Source organism: Leptolyngbya sp. FACHB-8, from assembly GCF_014695575.1.
GTDB lineage: Bacteria > Cyanobacteriota > Cyanobacteriia > Elainellales > Elainellaceae > Vacuolonema.
In genome coordinates this window covers 121,881-138,366 of record NZ_JACJOO010000087.1, presented here as the reverse complement: position 1 = coordinate 138,366, position 16,486 = coordinate 121,881, and the positions used below count along the sequence as shown (strand labels likewise).

Sequence of the window (16,486 nt, the reverse complement as noted above, 5' to 3'; positions counted from 1 at the left end):
CCCTCATAAAATTTGAATATAGCTTGCTGTAGCGACGAGCTGTAGTCACAGGTCGGCGATCGCTCACATCTTTCTTAAGGCGCGTTAAAAGCCATCCTCCGACTCGGATGAGATCCATCAGCAGACGGATTTGGAACGACCTGATGTCAGGAATGATTGATATATAGCGTCGAGATTTTATCGCTAACTAGCATCAGAAATTTGCAGGAGCCTGTATGGTTGCCAATCAAGAAAGGGCAGTGGAAGGTGAAGAGAGCCAAAGTGTAGCTCTGCCTGAAACTCATGGACAACTTGTGATTATCGGCGGAGCCGAAGATAAAGAAGGGGAATGCAAAATCCTCCGGGAATTTGTACGCCGTGCAGGAGGTTTGCAGGCCCGGATCGTAGTGATGACTGTAGCAACCGGGTTACCTGGAGAAGTTGGCGAACAATACACCGATATTTTTCATCGCTTAGGGGTGGAAGATGTTCGGGTTGTAGACAATGCGCGTCGAGAAGATGCCAGTGATCCGAAGGCGATCGAAAATATCCGTCAGGCTACCGGAGTGTTCTTTACAGGTGGTAACCAGGCACGGATTACGGAATATATAAAAGATACTGAATTAGATGCGGCCCTTCATGAACAATTTTCACAAGGGGCTATCGTGATTGCCGGAACCAGCGCTGGGGCCGCCATGATGCCAGACAATATGATTGTGGAAGGGGAATCAGAAACCAATCCCCGTCCCGAAATTGTCAACATGGATCGGGGTATGGGCTTCTTGCCTGGTGTGGTGATTGACCAGCACTTTGCTCAGCGTGGTCGTTTGGGAAGGCTTCTGTCCGCTGTAGCCCAACAGCCTGTTAACCTGGGTTTTGGCATTGATGAGAATACCGCGATCATTGTTAACGGCAGTGAAATTGAAGTAGTTGGTGAAGGCTCTGTCACGATTGTTGATGTCAGTAACCTGACCCACAACAACGTTGAGGAATTGTTGAAGGATGAGCCTCTGGCCCTTTGTGGTGTAATGTTGCACATCCTCCCCAATGGTTATCGGTTTGACTTAAACAGTCGCTCCTGCGTTTGTAGCCAGTAGATACACTTGATAAAAAGAGAGGGGGTGCAAAGCACCCCCTCTCTTTTTTGCCTATCGACAAAGCGTTGCTGGAAGTTGCTGCATCACACGCTGAAAAATTTTGGGTCATCTAATCCTTGAGCCAAAATTAAAGTTCCATAAAATGCTGAATTTCTTATGCAATAGACATGAAACGTCAGCCATTTAACCCAGGAGTGTTCTATGTCACGCAAGTTTGGAGAAATCGCTTTTACCCCTGAGGTGCTGGCAGCCCAGGAACAACGAGGTTCACGACAAACCTACGAACGCTACATTGCTAACGGTCCAGCCAACGACACCATCACAGCAAACATTGCAGAATTTATTGCACAGTTGGATGGTTTTTATTTGGGTACTGTCAGTTCCAATCACTATCCCTACATCCAATTTCGCGGTGGTCCCCCTGGGTTCCTCAAGGTATTAGATGAAAAGACCTTAGGATTTACTGACTTTTCAGGAAATGTGCAGTATTTAACCGTCGGCAACCTCTTTGGTAATGACAAAGCATTCCTATTCCTCATGGATTATCGCCATCGTAAACGTATCAAGATCTGGGGCCGTGCCGAATGCATTGAAGGGGATACCGAATTAATTGAATGCTTGCGTGTTCCCGGCTATTCTGCAAATATTGAACGAGCCATTCTCTTCCATGTTGAAGCGACGAGTGAAAACTGTCCCCAACATATTCCCATCCGTTATTCGGCACAGGAAGTAGAATCAATCATTAAACCACTACAAAATCGCATTACCGAACTAGAGGCCCTATTAGGCGATCGCCTCCCTTCCACCCGCCAATCCTAGCCGATCACCTATTGCCTAGCTCCGTTTAGGACTGCAAATAGAATCCAACTGGATTTTTGTGGGAGGTGCGGCTAAGTCGCACCTCCCACAAAAATCCAGTTGGATTCTGTAGGGGATCCTTAGCGATACCCAAAAACAAGGGTTTTAGAGAAAATATTCATGCTGGCAATTTAGGATACCCTGTTGTAAAACAGAACGGAAAAATGGTGTTGTGTCTTGCACACATACCACCATAATTTGAAAGATTGGTTCTGAAAATAGGGTTTCCTGGGGATCAAGCATGACAGATTCAGTCGTGAAATATTTGAGCGATCGCCACATTCGCTTCGTTCGTCTACTCTGGTGCGACAACGGCAACATAATTCGTGGCAAAGCATTTCACACCGGGATGTTCGAAGAGCACCAGGAACATGGCATTGGCATCTCTATGGGACAACAGGGAATTCCCGCCACCGTCGATGCCGTAACTCCTGATTCGGGATTAGGCCCAGTCGGTGAGGTCTGGCTGAAGCCTGACTGGAGCACCCTTGCTGCTCTACCCTATACCCCAGGGCATGCCCGAGTTTTGGCAGACCTGACCCTCAATAACGAACCCTGGCCCCTCTGCCCTCGTGCATTTCTGCGACGGATGGTAGCCCGAGCAGAGGCCATGAATTTACAGGTCAAGGCCGCCTTTGAAAGCGAGTTTTACCTGCTCCGTCGTAACCCCGAAGGAAATATCGTTCCCGGTGACACCACGGCCTTTGCCACAACTCAGGCCATGGATTTGCACTATCTTGTCATTGATGAAATCGCCGAAGCCCTGATCAATCAAGGTGTACCCGTCGAACGTTATTATCCTGAATCGGGGCCAGGCCAGCAAGAGATTACCGTACGCTATGGCACCGCAATGCAGGCTGCCGATCGCCACATTGTGTATCGGGAAACGGTGCGCGGGATCGCCTTACGTCACGGGATCGTTGCCTCATTTTTGCCCAAAATTTTCGCGGATGCTGCGGGTAGTGGCTGTCACCTGCACCTGAGTCTTTGGCGACAGGACGAAAACTTATTTCCCACCTCTCAGGGCCGAGTATCCCCTCTGGCACGCCAATTTGTGGCAGGCATTTTGCATCACCTCCCCGCTTTAATGGCCATTACCACGCCTACAACGAACTCCTATCGTCGCCTCAAACCGCACTACTGGAGCGGTGCCTTCCGCTGCTGGGGCTATGACAACCGCGAAGCCGCTGTACGAATTCCAGGCAACCCAGTCCCACCTAGCCCCACGCACCTGGAATTGAAAACGGTGGATGCTTCGGCTAATCCCTACCTCGCCCTCGGGGCCGTTATTGCCGCTGGATTGGATGGCATCATTCATCAATGGGAACCGGGGGAGGCGATCGCCCAGGACCCAGGCCTCTGGTCAGATGCCGAACGAGAACAACGGGGAATTGACCCATTGCCACAGAGTTTGGGAGAGGCGATCGCGCATCTCCAACAAAACACATTGCTCCTGGAAGCCATGGGAGCCCCATTAGCCCAGGCATTTCTGGCTGTACGCCAGGCAGAATGGCAAACTTTAAAGGAGGCCTCTCTCGAAGAGGAGGTCAAGCTCCTGGTAGACAAGTATTAGGACAGTTCTGATTCTATGAAGTGGCACGGTATAGGCGCACCGTGTCACTTCATTTTTGGTTGTTCAACCCGTTCTAACAGGCAATGCTACCCCGAAGCGCAGGAGTTTGATTGCGGATTTGCATGCCCACATCGGGGCGATCAGTAATAATGCCTTCGATCCGTAAATCCTGCATCAACGACTGCATCACAACTTCATCATTGACGGTCCACACCCAGACGGGGCGATCGTCCCCCAACGCTTGAGCCAGCACGTTGGCATCCAACAATTGCCAGTCCGGGGCAACAAAATCCACCTTCATCCGGCGGATGCGATCGCGCACAGTTTTAGCCCCCCAACGCAACGAGCGGCAAACATCCGCTGTCACCTCGCTGAATAAGAACCCGGTTGTGGTGTCGGGGAAGCAGCGCTTCACGCGCTTCAGGGTAAAAGGATGAAACGACGTCACCACAAAGCGATCGGGATCAAAATAGCGCAGCAGCAATCGCATCAGTTGAGGCTCATAGCCCATCTCCTTCAACTCCACATCGAGCTGAATGCGGTGTTGACACAGTTCAAGAACCTCTTCGAGCAGAGGAACCGCCGGATCCAGTTGACGAATCTCGGCAACGGTCAGCTTACGAATCGGACGACGACAAATTTCAGGGTCATGGTAAACAATGAGCTGTCGATCCCGTGTCCGTCGTACATCAAACTCCACCATATCAGCTCCCAGAGCGATCGCCCGCTCAAAAGCCTCCAGGGTATTCTCCCTCGCGTAGGCCGACGCCCCACGATGGGCGATGATTTTAGGACTCATACCGTTCACTCCTCATAGAACCGACGCGGTGCGACGTCATGTCATAGTGTCCAGGTTAATTGTGCCCGGGGCTACTTTGCCCACTGATGCAGAATGTAGGCATAAAAACGCTCCGTGTCTACTTTCTGCAATACCTTCACAGGACGACCTCCCGCTGTAACCTGGGTTCTACCCTGGCTCAATCCCCGAGTAACAACCGAAGTTTCACACTCAACCACTTGATAAAACTCAGGATGAGCCAAATAGGCCGTCGCTAACACATCCCAAAAGTAGTAATCCTGTGGGATGACCAGGGCATAACATTGCCCGGCCAGATCTGAGAGAGGAAACTGACGCTGGCGACTGAGGCGGCGGATAAATTCCGGTGTCACAGGCACCATATTCGTAATATCTAGCGGGCACATCACGATAGGGATAGAGGTTTGCCAAACGCGACCCACAGCAATAGGATCCCAATAGGCATTCCACTCCGCTGTCCCATCCTGGCCTGGTTCCAGGTCAGTCGCCACGTTGCCCGGCACCTCCAGAGCACCTCCCATCCAAACCAGCTGCTCAATCTTCGCCTCAATGCTGGGATCAATATCCAGAGCGACTGCCAGGGTTGTGAGTGGCCCTGTCATCATCAAAGTAATGGGCTCTGAAGCATCGCGCAGTACCCGCACCATGAAGTTTTGCCCTGGCTCCTCCAGCAGAGGAGTTTGGATCTCATCCGCCTGATTCAGGATGGGAAGATGGTCAATGACCAGGGAATCGCGTCGGTAAAGTGGCGGAAATGGATTAATGCCTCGCACTGTGCTTTCGGCAACGGGGAGGTGCGATCGCCCCACCAGATCCAGCATTTTTCGGGTAATGCTGAGCGCTGGCTGAATGTAGCAATCTGCCGGAGTCACCACCACCCCTAAGGGTTCTACCTCCTCCATAGTCATCAACAACAGCATGGCGAGGTAATCATCCACGGCACCATCGTGATCCATCAGCACGAGAGGCTTCTTCATGGGGCAGGCTGCAAAAGGGCACTAAATGGGTGCAGTATAGCAGTCTGCCCATTGCCCAGCGTTGCGGAAGGGGTAAAACGCTCCGTTTTATCCCTCCCGCAACGCGATCCACTCTCTATCCAATCGCACACACCACTCGGAAGCCAATATCCAAATCGTAATTTCCTGCATCGGCAAAGCGGCGGTAGGCCGAGCGGCAAAGGCGCGGGTAGTCAATCCAGGAGCCGCCTCGTTGAACCCGAGGAGCACTGTCATTGGGTTTAAGCCAGGGGCTACCGTCTGCGGGGGCACCTTCGTAGCTATCGTGCCAATGGTCAAGACACCACTCCCACACGTTGCCGTGCATTTCGCAGAGGCCAAAGCTGTTGGCGATGTTGAAGAGGGTAACGACGTTGGTTTCCTCACGATAGTCGCCAGGCTGGCCGTCCCCATAGACGTAGCGACCGTTGTAGTTGGCGAGACTGGTGGCAATCGTATCGCCAAAGTGAAAAGGGGTCGTGGTTCCGGCGCGGCAAGCATATTCCCACTCCGCTTCCGAGGGCAAGCGATAAGAACGGCCTGTCGCCTGGGAGAGGCGATCGCAAAATTCCACGGCCTCATGCCAGTTGATTTGCTCGACAGGGCGATCGTCTCCACTAAACCCGGAGGGATCTGGATCAAGATCCCAGTGAATCGTTTCCCGGCCAGCGATCGCTAGCCATTGTGCCTGTGTGATGGGATAGCGCCCCATAAAGAATTGGGGCACTGTTACTGGATGCAAGGGTCCCTCCGATCGCCCTCGCTCCAGCTCACTTTCCGGAGAACCCATAGAAAAGGTGCCTGCCGGAATCAGCACCATATCCAGCGCCACCCCATTTCCCAGGTCTTCAGCGTAGTAATGGGTCTGCCGTTTGAGGCGATGAATAATCAGTTCTGGCATGACTGCACCTTGCTGGGTTGGGAGCGAGTTGGTTATAGAGCCGAGGAGGATGCAACTTAAGGGGCGCAAACCACTCGAAAGCCAACGTCGAGGTTGCTTTCGTCTGCATCCATCAATGTGCTACGAAAGTAGGAAAGACAAGCCTGAGGTGGGCTAAACCAGCAACCACCCCGCACAATACGCCGCCGCTCCTGCGCGTTAAACCAGGGGCTGCCATCCTCGGGGGCACCCTCATAGTTGCTGTGCCAGTGGTCAAGACACCACTCCAGCACATTGCCATGCATGTCATATAACCCAAAGGCATTGGCAACCCCAAAATACCCGTTCGGTGTAGTGTCCCGACGATACTCCCCGACGGGCCCATCCGCATAGGGATGATTGCCATTGTAGTTCGCGAGTTGAGGGGAAATGGTATTGCCAAAGTGAAACGGAGTTGACGTCCCAGCGCGGCAGGCATATTCCCACTCCGCTTCTGTGGGCAGGCGGTAAGGGCGACCCGTGGCCTGAGCAAGGCGATCGCAAAACTCCACCGCTTCATACCAGGTCACCTCCCGCACCGGGTAATCATCCCCCTGAAAGGGGGCCGGGTTTGGCCGCAGAACCCGTTTCACAGCAGGTAATTGAGAGACTTTGCGCCATTGAGCCTGGCTGACAGGGTACTGGCCCATCAAAAATGCAGGTACGGCCACCCAATGCTGTGGCCCTTCATGACCTGCCAATTCGGGTTCCTCTTCCGGGGAGCCCATGAGAAACTCGCCCGCTGGAATAGCTGTCATGGCCAGGGAAACCCCTTGACCTAAGTCTTCAAAAAACTGGTGCACCTGGTGGGGCGATCGCTGAATCTGCCAATCGTTGCCCAAACGGTGAAGGGTGGCGACTTCAAAGGAAACCAGTTGCAGTTTCGTCAGAATGGACTCATCCCAGGTGGAAATGGCCGTGAGAGGTGCAGCCATCGGATTGAGTTCCAGGTGCAGCGACTCCTGCATTCCGTGGAACACCAGGAAGTAACCTAGAATTAGCGCTTTGGTTGCATCTTGAGGCGAAAGAGAATCACTGACAATCACCAGGGCCAAGCCCCCAACCGTTTGCAAAAAGCCTCGCTCAATGGCATGGCGAGCTTGAGTTTTGATTTGTCGGGGCAGGTTTTTAGTGACTTCTAGCTGCTCAACAATCGCCGTGGCAAAGGTCAGTAATTGTTCGCGCAGATGTGCTCCATCTCGCGCGTCCGTTGGCATCGCTAGATTAAACAGAGATAATTCTGCCGGCAAAATCGTAACCGCCTGCCGCCGCAGAAACGCACTCAACAGTTGACCCGTGCGCTGAAAGTCCTCCGGTTGCAGGTTAGCTGCATGTTGGGCCACAATGCGCGATCGCACCAACAGCCCTGCCTCCAAAAATTCGCACACTTCCGGATCTTGCAAACTTGCCATTAACGTCTGAAATTGTGCTTGATAGGCAGCAATGCGCCGGGGCATAGAAGGTGTTTTCTTGAGCTGGTTGAAGACGTTTCCCCAGTTGCGCAGGTGATCTAAAATTTCCTGTTTCCAATGAGGGAGCACTAAAATGGCCGCACTTTCAAACTCCAGGGTGCTCAGGGGCGGGAAGCCGGCGATCGCCTCTACCGCTTCGGGAGCCTGGTCTGTTCGGAGAAGATCCGGCCAGAAAGGTTCGGCAATGTTTAACTCAATTCCTTCTACCTCAAAAGAGCGCCGTAGTTCTGCAGCACTAACGCTTTCAGGATTTCGCAGGACCCGCTGTACTAAATGGGCATATTCCACCAGGCTCTCGTTGTGGCGCAGTTGGGGTTCCAGTTCGCTGGCAATTCGCGTCAGGCGGGCTAGTTCGGCGCGCATGTGGGATTCACGCCCTACATCCTGCACGGCCACCTGGTTGCTCTGCTGGAGGCGCTCGGCCATCTCGCGTGCTACCACCCGACAAGATTCATCGCCCATATACACCATGGCAGCCCAACGTTGAGCCTGAAGCTCTGCCTGACGCTGCCCCGGATGCATTTGACTGAGGTAATTGACATAGCTGATTAATACCTGAGCCACTTCCCGCATGCGTTGCTGCCAGAAAGAATCATTTTGAATCTCGGCCAGCAAATAGGCTCGAACATCAGTATCCATGGCGTACAGCTCATAGCCAACAGGACGGCACAAGTCTGATAGCAACAGATCAACTTCTGCAATCCAGGGAACCTGTTCGCGGGGCAAAAACTGGGTTCGCAGGTAGTTGAGTAGCTCCGGCGTCAGCAGCAAGGGTAATGCCGCGTGGTAGAGCAAGAGCCGATAGGACGTTTCAAAGCGACCGACAAAGCGCTCCACCTGGTTTCGTTGTTCCTGCCAGCGGTGAGAATGGGCGATCGCATTCATACAGTTCACTAAATCTCACGGGTGTCTTGTCAGTTTTTAAGTGCTGAGCACCTGACACTTAGAAACTTGATTTAAGAATAGTAGGTGGTGTTTCACCCCACATCATTCTTGAAAGACCATTATGTAAAAGGCGAGTGCAGATGGCGCAGGGGTTGCCCCCGAACAATATCCACGGCGTTGCTCAGACCGATATTGTCCATCTGGTACATGGGCACCATCTGGGCAATAATTTCTGCAGAGCTACCTAACCAACGGTCTTCGGGCATTGGGTTCAACCAGGCGATTAGACTGGTGTATCGCTTGAGCTGAAACAAAAACCGGGTCATCGCCCGGATACGCTCCTGGGTACGATGGCCACGGGCAGCCCCCGCATCACTGACGATTAGCACACTGGTATCGCTGGTACAGAGAGACAACACCTCCTGGCGTGGAATAGGTTCTTTCAAGTAGGGGTCGACATATAGGGTGCTAGCTGGAACATTTTGGAAATAAAACGTGTTCACGTTTTCCGGTTGCAGCGTGCTTTCCCTCAGCGCAGTTTCAGCCAGATCCCGCGTAAAACGATGGAACGGCATCATAGAGCCGTTTTGATCAATCAGTAACAACAAGTGCGCCCGATTGCGTTCTCGACGGCGATACACGGGAGCCAGATAGAATCCCTGGTGGGTAACCTGCGTGACCGTAGCATCAATATCCAGCACATCCTGCGGACCATCTGCTACTGGGCGACGCAGATAACGCCACAGGTAGACCATCGAGCGCCGGCTAATGGGGGAATAGCGATAAAGAGCGGTCGTATCGTCACTGCTGGGGAGGAAGGGAGCCTGAACCGGCACAGAGCCCAGTTCAGGATCGGGTGGCTGCTCCATTAGAGGAAGCTTGGGTGTTGGGGATACCGCTTCTGAGGGGACATCCGGGCGTTCGGAGCGGATGTCGGGGCGAGAGGATGCTGTCGGGTGCGATATCTCAGCTTTCGCTTGGGGCAAGCTGGTTAGCAGCGATCGCCAGATCGGCTCGAACTGATTTTGCTCTCCGGGCGAGTGACACCAGAGAATCTTTAACACTTCCATTAAAGATTCTGTCGTGTCACCAAAGCCCCCCTCTAGTGCCTGCAACGCTGCCTGATACTCGCCAATGCCCAGTTGGAAGCCGCTACGGCGGAGCCGCATGAAGGCACGGGTAACAAGTTCCTGGGCATCCACTTCACTCATGAGGCGCGAGCGTATTTCTTCCAATCTTGCTGAAGCTTAAACAGTAATTCCCGATAAGGCAATACAGGCGATTGTTGCAGTACTTTAGCCGGGTAGGGCTCCGCTCCAAAGGTATGCAACGCCTTGAGCCAATCCAAAAACTCGCTCGTGCCCGGTTTCTTGAACAGCCCCCCCTCATTCCATACCGTAAGAAACTCCTCTACAGCGGCATGGGTCAATGGGTCAGGAGGTGGGTCTTCTCGGGTAACGGCGTAGTGTTGCTGCACAATTTCCTTCAGGCGGTTGGGGTCGTTGGGGAATTCCACATAATGGTATAAGCAACGACGTAGGAAGGGGGCTGGAAGATTACCTTTTTCTTTGTTACTCGTGATGATGACAATGGGTTTATGTTCGGGGTTAGCGGCGATCGTCTCCCCTGTCTCTTTAATCGTGAAGCGCCAGGGCTCATCCAAAACAGCCAGCAAATCATTAGGAAAATCGAGATCTGCCTTGTCAATTTCATCAATCAGCACGACAGCAGGGCGATCGCGCATCTTGAAAGCTTTCCCTAATGGCCCAAATAAACGGTAATGAGTGGGATTGCTGGGATCACGATAGTGCGGAATTTCTAGCCCCTCATCGTTGTCGGGAAGAGATTGAGGGGAAAGTTCGGAAACGACCTTTTGAGTTTGCACATCATGCAACCGCAGAATGGCATCGTATTCGTACAACCCCTCCTGGGCCTTGGTAGTGGAGCGCACATCCCAGCGGTAGAGCGGCAAGCCGAGTTCGTAGGCGATCGCTGAAGCCAACCGAGTCTTGCCGCAGCCTGCATCCCCCTCTAATAACAAGGGCCGCCGTAAGTAAATGGCCAGATTCACAGCCACCTTCAACTCCGGTGAAACCACATAGGGTTCGGGTTGTTGAGGGGAATGGGGATGGGCATCGGTTGGCCGTCGCCCCGGATCCCCCTCAAACAGTAGTTTTTGCACCACAGTCATAGAAAACGCTCCCGTAATCTTAGACAAACACTTTCTGGCGTCCCTTCACTGTCTCGATGAATGCGCCGCGCGATCTGCTCAATATCCTGCTCTGTTAGAGAGCGTGTGCGATCGAATACGCTACCAAATCGAATTAACCAATCGCGAATATCTTGCATCGTCCAATCGGGTACAGGCAACTCCAAAAATTTGCCAGGGTCAAAGTCTTGCTCATCACAAAAATAAGCCATTGGACAATCCGACAGAATTTGACTATCGGCCATTACCGCCACGATTACCTTACTCCGATATTTACTTTTAAGAGCATCCAGCGTACTGACTAGAGGCTGCCAGAACTCCTTTAGAAACCACCGAAGAAAACTTTCTCGCTCAATCAAGTCGTCCAGGCTACGAATCTCGAAGAATAATGTACATCCCACCGACAGGGATGCACAAATTTCTCGCCGCAGCGCTTCCGTTAACTGACTTAAATCTGCTACGGGCTCCAAATTAAAATAGCTTGCCAAACGGGTCAATAATTCTACTTCGTTGTATTCCGAGATAGCTGATCCGAGATCAATAGAAAATCGTCGGTAATCTCCGTAGATTTGTCCATCAATAACCTGATCTCCCATGATGATATTTAATACTTCATCAACACAATAATGCCCCATCTGCTTCTTAGATTTTTGAATGAAAAAGAGAACAGCACCACCATCGTTCTTCAAGTTGTAATGAAGATTCGATGCAATCTTTCGAGCTCGATGAAAGTCTATTTTTGAAAACGTACGTTCAATATTCAATTCCCGCACGTTGGCACTGCTGTTGCATCCCGCATCCAATTCTCGTAATTTCTCATCCAGCTCCTCAATTTTCTTGAGAATATTTTCTGCTTCCCGATTGAGCTTAATTTCATGCACAGAACTGAGAGTCCCCTCCAACTGAGACTCAATGGCGGCGAGCTCTTCCTCCTTTCTAGCTCGCTGCTGGATATAAAATTCTCTGCGGTTCTTGGTCACTACCACAAGGTATTAAAAGAATAGAAGTCAGAAGATAAGTGGAAGTAGTAAACCCTCTAAATAGTTCTTAGAAAGCGGAAAAATACTCTAAAGATTTTCAAATATTCTCCTCATCTTTTAGCTTAATGTGCCTTCTTGCTAATAGGACAGGGGGTCTGACTCCTTCTCTAGTATTCATAGCCACTTTTTGGATTCATGCTTCAACTACTTCTCAGCAGTTATTGGGGGGATTTTAATAACTACCGCGCATGCAAAATTAACGCCATAAAAATATGGCGTTATCCTATATACAATTGGCCTACAAAATTGAGCTGGCTATCTCAATTGCTGTTCCAATTTCTCAATCTGTTGTAAAAGAATTTCAATCTGACGAGTTAGTTTCAATTCATCCATAGCGTTGATCTCCGCTCCCAACTGACCTTCTAATGCCGCCAGCTCTTCTTGTTTACGGGTAAGGCTGTTTTGATAGAACCGTCGCTGGGAGGATGAGATGGGTCGCTCTACTGCAGCAACCTTTTCAGCACCACGCGCCACCTCTGCCACCTGAGAAGTTACACCTAGCAGAGAAGAAACATCAGGGCGCGATCGCTGGCGATAATCGACTAGAATCATATCCCCTAAATCGCCATCTGACTGACCTGCCGGGCGTTGCTCATAGCCTGACTCCACGCTCCAACGGGCGATTCCACCCTGTACATAGCGCTTCAGATCATTCACACTGACAAAGTTCTTGCCCTCCAGATCTGCGGCCCCACTTAACCCCTGTAGAAGGTGATAGCTAAACACTCCATGCCCACTCTTCTCCCACGCTTGCTGCTGGTCCGTACTCGCTGCCAGTAAGTGGAATCCCTCCGCCAACTCATACACCTGTCGAACAAACTCCTGGTCAGCCAGGCTGCGGCCACCCTTCCCTGTACCAATGTGGCAGGCATCAATCAGTAGTACCAAGCGTTTCGCAGCACTGGCCCGCAGCCAATCTTCCACATCTCGAACCTTAATAGCGGTTTCATCCAAATTGATCGAGCGAGTATCCCAGGCAATCAAGCGAGGCTGGCCGTCCCCCTGGCGCGTACCGTGGCAGGCAAAGTAGACCAACAGCAAATCATTAGGGCCAACCTTACTGCATAGAGATTGCAACTCTGCCCGGATGTTTTTCGCTTCAGGAAAGCGGGGTTCCGAGTAGTCCAACCCATCGTGTAAGCAAACGGTTGTGTAACCCACCTGTTGGAGCAGCGTTTGCACTGCTTCCACATCACTCACGCAAAAATTTAATGGGGGAAACTGTTGCCGTTCCCGGTAATGATTAATGCCAACTAAAAATGCCCAACGATTCTCGATCGCTTCTACCATTGCACCCTTCCAATTCAACATCGATGTAGAGGAGTTTGGGAGAATTGTGCAGGGGAAACCTGTGCAATCCTTCCAAAATCTATTTATGAGCATTCCCAAAAATTACCGTTTTTGAGAATTCATCGAGACTTTTTCAGGCCTACAACCTGAGGGATGTAGATCCTCAATTAGCGACAAAACCTACTATTTATAACATCAACAGATCATCTCCATTTAAGTCATTGGCATTTGATCTCGACTTTTAGCACTGCCGTTCAGCTCTTGCACCGCCTTCACAATAGAATCACGGGTAACTTCTGCCCCAAAGCCCCAGGCGGCCAGAGCCAGGTAATCTCCCACGGGGGACGCCCCAAAGATGGGATTCCCTTCGTATAGCTCATTTAGACCGGCCCAGGAAAGGAAAGCGATCGCCACCCCCTGACTCACCAGGCGAAAAATGCGAAGACGCGATCGCGCTGAACGCGCAGCCCCTTCACCCGAGTAGGAACCTACCCCCGGCACAAGGGGCAATCCCAGGGATTGCATCCGAGCCAAATCTCCTCGCGCTACCACCTCCAATTCTCCCCCTCGTAATTCTGCATTCTCTTGTCCGTAGAGATCCTGCTGCATTGCCTGTTGTTTCTCTTTAAAGCTGTTTTTCCACTGCTCATAAGCATCCGGATTCTGGGGATTCAACTCGTTGAGTCCCGCTTCCAACAGATCACGTTCAGCGGCCCAATAGCGACGGCGCTCCTCATCCTTTATACGGGTTTCCAACTGCGCCATATGCATCATCAACGTTTCCCCTGATTGGAAACGATTGATGCCATCCCGTAGCGGAATTAAGGTTTCTCGTAATACTTGCGGTGTATCAAACTCTGCCATGCGGCGTTCTATGTCTTCTAGCCCAGCCTGCACTTGATTGCCATAGTCCGTCTGCACCATAGCGGACTGCTTCACCTGTTGTTGTAACATCTGCAAATATTGAATTTGGCGGAGCCAATCTTCCCGCCCCTTACGCCACCGCTTCCAGGTGGATTCTGCTAACTCCAGATGGGTTGTGGCGGCTTCCCAGTTGCGCACCCCCAGCATCGACTCCACATCCATCAGATCTCCCTCAATTCGCTGCCGAAAGCGCTGCCCAACAGTTTCTAGTTCAGCATCCGTACGCATCTGGGTTCGCAGTTGCCCCATCCGCACCACCAGTTCATCTTGCGGTAAGCCCCGTGTCCGGTACCAGGCTAAGGTACTTCCCAGAGCCACTCCCGCTAGCAGCACCAGCAGAGGTAGTCCAATTGGATCTTTTGTTCGCAGGGTAATGGGAATAGTTTGGCGAGTCCCGTCATAGGTCACCCATACGACCCCTGTAAATTCCCCACTTACCCTGGCTTCAGAGGGTTCCAAGGTAATGGGAACTTGAACAAGCTCGCCTGCTTGTAGTGAGGTTGGCGGTTGTTGCAGTTGAATAGCTCTGGCCGGCAGAACCGCCCTGTTATCGGTGCGCTCTAAATCTGAAGTCGCGATCGCCAATCGCCGTACGTCTACATCGCTGCTCAGGTTAAGGGTGCGGGTCACACCCCGATTCTCCGTTGTGCTGATCACCAGGGCATCAGGTTCAACTGTAATAGCTGCATAAGCCGGAGCACTGAGCAGCCAGCAACCCAAACCGAGGAGAAAAAGCACAGAACGTCGTTTCATGACAGCGGGAAAAGAGTACCAGAGCACCTCACTATAGCGACTTTTACAAAAAGTGGAGTCGGGGTTAAAGCCCCATATATTCAAAAATTTAAGGACCTACAGTGAGTGTTCTGAGCCTCTGGATGGGATGAGGTGGAAGGGGCACTTCGCGCCTCTTTCACCTCATCCCATCCAGAGGTTTGAAACGTAATCGCCCTACACAGTGTTGTTGAGTAGGGCGGGTAAAACTCGATATACCCTCTTGCACTTTTCTAAAGCCAAAACTCAGAAGCGTTTTGGTACAAGATCGGGTATAAGATTTGGGGGTTCCATAGTCTTCTTAGGAGATATGGTGATTCGCGTCTTTGTTTACGGTTCTTTGAAACCAGGGGAAGTCAACTATAAACGCTATTGTCAGGGGCGAGTGACGTCTGAAGAAGAGGCGATCGCCCGAGGCGACCTCTATGACTTTCCCCATCTGGGATACCCGGCCATGACTGGGGGTTCTAGCCTGGTCTACGGCTACGTTCTAAGCTTTGATGACCCTACTCTCCTGCAATCCCTGGATTGGTTGGAGGAATATGACCCTCACCGACCTGTAGAGGAGAACGAGTATTATCGGGAGATAATTGAAGTGGAAGGGTGCGATCGCCAGCCTCTGGGCCAAGCTTGGTGCTATCTGATGCACCCGGACAAAATTCTCACGCTCCGTGGGGTTCAGGTCGCTTCTGGCAAATGGGCCTCTCGGCAAGCTTTTTTCCCAGACGCCGTGTAGGGCAACAAAAATTGCTCTAATTAAGCGTGTTTGAGACTGCTGAGAACGTTGTTTTACGTGCGCTTTGCGTACGTAAAACAACTCTTCAGGGCGTGTTTTAAAGCTTGCTCGCAAAATTGTTTTTTTCATGCATTTCGCATACAAAAAACAACCTTTTAAGCAGACCCTAATTTGGCGTTATGCCACATCGGCAACATCAATCTCAAAGGTCAAACCATAGGCTTCTAAAAGATCACAGGTTTCGTGGTCTGTGATATTGGTATCGGCAAGCTCAAGATTATAAAAATCGACACTGGGTTGATCAAAATAAGGCCCTGCATGCCAGGTTCCCAGATTCAGTTTAATAAAGCAGGTTCCAGGGATACGGAACACTACAATATCCTCCACAGATGGACAGGCAGATTCAGTTGGTGCAGCCACTCCCAACCACCATTCCTGCCCCCCCAGAGAACCCAAACACTGAGTACATTTCACATGCCGGGTAATGCGCGAAAAGCGACGCCCACGGGATTGAAGCCGCATGATGTAAAACCGGGGAGTTCCTTGATCCAGTTGCAACTGGGCATCTTCGGCGTCGTACAGTGCCCCATCTTCACTGGCTTCAATCATCTGGCCATAGGGACGGAAATTCTCAGCTGTAATCCATTGAGCCTGAATGGGTCGAATGGTCGATGTGAAGTTCATAGTAGTAGGGATAGCAGTGTTCATTTTTATACTAAATCTGGCTAGCGAACCCAACTATGGGTGTAGCGCTACACACAATTCTGATCAAATCTTGGCGGTTTAAGCAGGGTAGATGTTAACTGGAAAAGCCCTATGGATTCTGAATAAAATATCCAGAAAGAATACAGGAGCAATAAGTATTACAACGGTGGGCATATCCCTATGAATAAAGCATTTGGGCCTCAACTCATCCATATC

14 protein-coding genes are annotated in these 16,486 nt (G+C 51.3%); 4 read left to right on the top strand and 10 right to left on the bottom strand.

Features of this window, described 5'->3' with window-relative positions; genetic code table 11:
* The first annotated feature begins 215 nt into the window (after positions 1–215).
* The 3 genes from H6F91_RS25445 to H6F91_RS25435 all read left to right on the top strand — a co-directional run bounded on the left by H6F91_RS25445 (position 216) and on the right by H6F91_RS25435 (position 3,507).
* On the top strand, positions 216–1,076 hold the full coding sequence (locus H6F91_RS25445; protein ID WP_190774245.1) for a cyanophycinase: 861 nt from the start codon (positions 216–218) through the stop codon (positions 1,074–1,076).
* 201 nt (positions 1,077–1,277) lie between these two features.
* Positions 1,278–1,895 (top strand): pyridoxamine 5'-phosphate oxidase family protein, encoded by a 618-nt coding sequence (locus H6F91_RS25440; protein WP_190774244.1) that lies wholly within the window; start codon positions 1,278–1,280, stop codon positions 1,893–1,895.
* Positions 1,896–2,175: 280 nt separating this feature from the next.
* A complete protein-coding gene (locus tag H6F91_RS25435; RefSeq protein WP_190789539.1) occupies positions 2,176–3,507 on the top strand; it encodes a glutamine synthetase family protein in 1,332 nt (443 codons plus the stop codon).
* Positions 3,508–3,580: 73 nt separating this feature from the next.
* Here H6F91_RS25435 and H6F91_RS25430 read toward each other — a convergent pair whose 3' ends face one another.
* The 9 genes from H6F91_RS25430 to H6F91_RS25390 all read right to left on the bottom strand — a co-directional run bounded on the left by H6F91_RS25430 (position 3,581) and on the right by H6F91_RS25390 (position 14,811).
* Positions 3,581–4,306 carry a glycerophosphodiester phosphodiesterase gene (locus H6F91_RS25430; protein WP_190774242.1) on the bottom strand — a complete coding sequence of 242 codons (726 nt, stop codon included), beginning with the start codon at positions 4,304–4,306 and terminating at the stop codon, positions 3,581–3,583.
* A 71-nt stretch (positions 4,307–4,377) separates the two neighbouring features.
* Positions 4,378–5,301, bottom strand: a complete 924-nt coding sequence (locus tag H6F91_RS25425; RefSeq protein WP_190774241.1) for a nucleoside hydrolase — start codon at positions 5,299–5,301, stop codon at positions 4,378–4,380.
* A gap of 115 nt (positions 5,302–5,416) precedes the next feature.
* Positions 5,417–6,220, bottom strand: a complete 804-nt coding sequence (locus tag H6F91_RS25420; RefSeq protein WP_190774240.1) for a formylglycine-generating enzyme family protein — start codon at positions 6,218–6,220, stop codon at positions 5,417–5,419.
* Between the two features lie 56 nt (positions 6,221–6,276).
* Entirely contained in the window at positions 6,277–8,595 is a 2,319-nt protein-coding gene (locus H6F91_RS28085) for a formylglycine-generating enzyme family protein (protein WP_242035986.1), read from the bottom strand.
* Positions 8,596–8,714: 119 nt separating this feature from the next.
* Positions 8,715–9,806 (bottom strand): VWA containing CoxE family protein, encoded by a 1,092-nt coding sequence (locus H6F91_RS25410; protein ID WP_190774239.1) that lies wholly within the window; start codon positions 9,804–9,806, stop codon positions 8,715–8,717.
* Positions 9,803–10,786 (bottom strand): MoxR family ATPase, encoded by a 984-nt coding sequence (locus H6F91_RS25405; RefSeq protein WP_190774238.1) that lies wholly within the window; start codon positions 10,784–10,786, stop codon positions 9,803–9,805. Before H6F91_RS25405 ends, H6F91_RS25410 begins: the two co-directional genes overlap by 4 nt.
* Positions 10,783–11,784 (bottom strand): hypothetical protein, encoded by a 1,002-nt coding sequence (locus H6F91_RS25400; RefSeq protein WP_190774237.1) that lies wholly within the window; start codon positions 11,782–11,784, stop codon positions 10,783–10,785. Before H6F91_RS25400 ends, H6F91_RS25405 begins: the two co-directional genes overlap by 4 nt.
* Positions 11,785–12,099: 315 nt before the next feature.
* Positions 12,100–13,134 (bottom strand): caspase family protein, encoded by a 1,035-nt coding sequence (locus tag H6F91_RS25395; RefSeq protein WP_206754977.1) that lies wholly within the window; start codon positions 13,132–13,134, stop codon positions 12,100–12,102.
* Between the two features lie 213 nt (positions 13,135–13,347).
* Entirely contained in the window at positions 13,348–14,811 is a 1,464-nt protein-coding gene (locus tag H6F91_RS25390; protein WP_190774235.1) for a hypothetical protein, read from the bottom strand.
* A gap of 328 nt (positions 14,812–15,139) precedes the next feature.
* Here H6F91_RS25390 and H6F91_RS25385 point away from each other — a divergent pair, with 328 nt between their 5' ends.
* Positions 15,140–15,565 carry a gamma-glutamylcyclotransferase family protein gene (locus H6F91_RS25385; protein ID WP_190774234.1) on the top strand — a complete coding sequence of 142 codons (426 nt, stop codon included), beginning with the start codon at positions 15,140–15,142 and terminating at the stop codon, positions 15,563–15,565.
* A 177-nt stretch (positions 15,566–15,742) separates the two neighbouring features.
* On the opposite strand, the gene H6F91_RS25380 is transcribed toward H6F91_RS25385, so the two are convergent.
* Entirely contained in the window at positions 15,743–16,249 is a 507-nt protein-coding gene (locus tag H6F91_RS25380) for an ureidoglycolate lyase (protein ID WP_190774233.1), read from the bottom strand.
* Positions 16,250–16,486 lie beyond the last annotated feature (237 nt).